Consider the following 2,640-nt stretch of genomic DNA (forward strand, 5'->3'; position numbering starts at 1 on the left):
TTAACAAAATAGACTTTGTCGGTAAGACCCAGGCCTTTTTTCTGTCCTACAGTATAAAATGCCAGACCCGGATGGCTCCCGAGTGTAGTTCCCGCTTCATCTACGATTTCGCCCTTGCGTACGGGTAATTCGGTGTTTTCCTGTTTCTGAAGAAGGAAATCCCTGTAGTTTGTTCCTCCCAGAAAACAGACCCCCATGCTTTCCTTTTTCCGGGCAGTCTCATTTAACCCGTAGGCTAATGCCATTTTTCGGACTTCCCTTTTGGAAAGATTTCCAAGAGGAAAAATTGCTCTTTCGAGTATGTCCTGGTTTAGATTCCACAGAAAATAGGATTGGTCTTTCGAATGGTCAGCCCCTTTTTTTATGTACCATCGGTCGTCTTCCTTTTCTTTCTGCACATAATGTCCTGTAGCCACCCAAAAGCAGTTGAGTTCATCTGCTTTCTTTATAAGCCAGGGCCATTTAATGAGGGGATTACAACGATTACATGGATTGGGGGTGCGACCGGTTTGATATTCTTCACAAAAATAATCAACCACCTCTTTTTTAAAGGCCTGGCTGATGTCCAGAATGCTGTGCTCAATGCCCAATTCTCTGGCAAGCGAAGAGGCTTTTTGGAGTTCCTGATTGTATTGTTCGGGATGGAGATGCCAGGTTTTTAAGGTAAGTCCGATAACCTGATAGCCCTGCTGTTTTAGCAAAAGGGCCGACATTGTACTGTCGAGCCCTCCACTCATGCCTAATATTACCCGGTTATTGACTTCCATAAAGTTTCATTCTTCGATGTTTTTGCGAACTTTCTTCAAAAAACCCTGTAATCCCTCTGTGTCTCTGTTTTCAATTAATGCAAGGAGTTCTTTTAACTCTTGCCTGATTTTTTCTACCTGTCCGGTGGTAAAAGGGTTCATGAGTATTTCCGTCAACAGGTAATCGTCCTCTGAAAGCAGACCTTTGGCAATATCATGATGTTTGCGAAAGGTGGTTCCTGGAGCATCCTGTTTTTTCATGCAGGCCGCAAAGACCAGCGTTGAAGCGAACGGAACCGATAAAGAGTAAGCAATAGTCTGGTCGTGCTCTTCGAAACTGTATTCGTGGATATTGAGTCCTAAGGAACCGAAAAAATCCTTGAAAAAAGTTTTGCCCATGTGATCCGATTCACTGATAATGATAGCGTGGTGTTGACGCAATTCTTTCAGGTTCCCGAATGTTGGGCCAAACATCGGGTGCGTGGAAACAAACCGTCTGCCGGTTTTTTTATAGAAATCTTTCAACCCGGTTTTTACTGATGCTATGTCTGATAGAATGCAGCTTTCGGGTAAATAATCCATCACCGATTCGAAAGCCGGGATGGTATATTTTAAATTGGCTGCATTGATAAGCAATTCGGGCCCAAACTGAGTGATTTCTTCAGGTTTGGTAAGTCGTTGGGTATTAAAAACAAAGCGCAGGCGCTCCATGTCCGGATCGTAAATAGCTGCCTCGTGTTGCAAACACAACGCGTCGGTGAGCCACGTTCCCATTTTTCCTGCGCCCAGAATACATATCTTCATTCCTTAAAGGTTTTCTTTATTTTTTTGTGGTTACCTTATTCATGATCTCATTCTGACGGCTGATAGATTCCTCATGAATGGACTCAAAAATACGGGTAATAAACTCTTCGTCCAAACCACGCTGGCTGCCACGGTCCCGACGGTTGTTCATGATTTCGTCGTAACGGCGTGTCTGAAGAATGGTTATGTTGTTTTCATATTTGTATTTTCCGATGGCTTCAGAAATATTCATACGTTCTTTGAGCAGGTCCAATAGCTGATCGTCCAGTTTGTCGATTTTTTTCCGCAATTCATCCAGCGTCACACGTGGAGTATCTCCAATTTTTGGACGTCTGAGCACCAGGTTGTCAAGCAATTCTTTGAGGCGTACAGGTGTAATTTGCTGCTTGGCATCACTCCAGGCTTTATCGGGACAGGTGTGAGACTCAATAATCAGGCCGTCGAAGTTGAGGTCCATCGCTTCCTGAGATATTCCTTCTAGCAACTCCCGGTTTCCTGCTATGTGACTTGGGTCTGTGATGATGGGCAATTCAGGTATTCTGCGACGTAATTCAATGGGGATTTGCCACTGCGGATGATTACGGAATTCAGACTGATCATATGAGCTGAAACCTCTGTGAATAGCCGCGATTTGAGTAATTCCGGCTCTGTTGATTCGTTCAATGGCACCAATCCACAATTCAAGGTCAGGATTCACCGGATTTTTGATAAATACAGGAATGTCCATACCCTTAATGGCATCTGCAACTTCCTGAACAGCAAATGGGTTTGCCGAGGTGCGGGCGCCTATCCAAACAAGGTCAATGCCGAATTTTACTGCTTCATAAACGTGATGGGCAGTGGCAACTTCTACGCCAACAAACATCCCGGTTTCCTCTTTGACTCGCTTGAGCCATGGAAGACCTACTGTTCCTACGCCTTCGAAGGCTCCGGGCCGTGTACGCGGTTTCCAGATACCTGCACGAAATATTTTCACTCCCTGTGCTGCAAGTTCTTTGGCAGTTGACATTACTTGTTCTTCAGTTTCGGCGCTGCAGGGCCCGGATATATTATGGGGCGCTTCAGTTCTAAACCCGGAAGGGTAATTGGT

Annotated in this window: 3 protein-coding genes; all 3 read right to left on the minus strand. The window is 44.9% G+C overall.

The window, feature by feature from the left end:
• Positions 1 to 767 (minus strand): tRNA 2-thiouridine(34) synthase MnmA (gene mnmA / locus QZZ43_RS11935; RefSeq protein WP_291859526.1); only part of this gene is annotated, 767 nt, incomplete at its 3' end.
• Between the two features lie 6 nt (positions 768 to 773).
• Complete coding sequence (locus tag QZZ43_RS11940; protein WP_291859528.1) at positions 774 to 1,550, minus strand: prephenate dehydrogenase/arogenate dehydrogenase family protein; 777 nt, start codon at positions 1,548 to 1,550, stop codon at positions 774 to 776.
• A gap of 16 nt (positions 1,551 to 1,566) precedes the next feature.
• A partial coding sequence (locus QZZ43_RS11945; RefSeq protein ID WP_291859531.1) for a bifunctional 3-deoxy-7-phosphoheptulonate synthase/chorismate mutase type II occupies positions 1,567 to 2,640 on the minus strand: 1,074 nt, incomplete at its 5' end.

This window comes from Marinilabilia sp. (assembly GCF_016278715.1).
GTDB lineage: Bacteria > Bacteroidota > Bacteroidia > Bacteroidales > Marinilabiliaceae > Marinilabilia.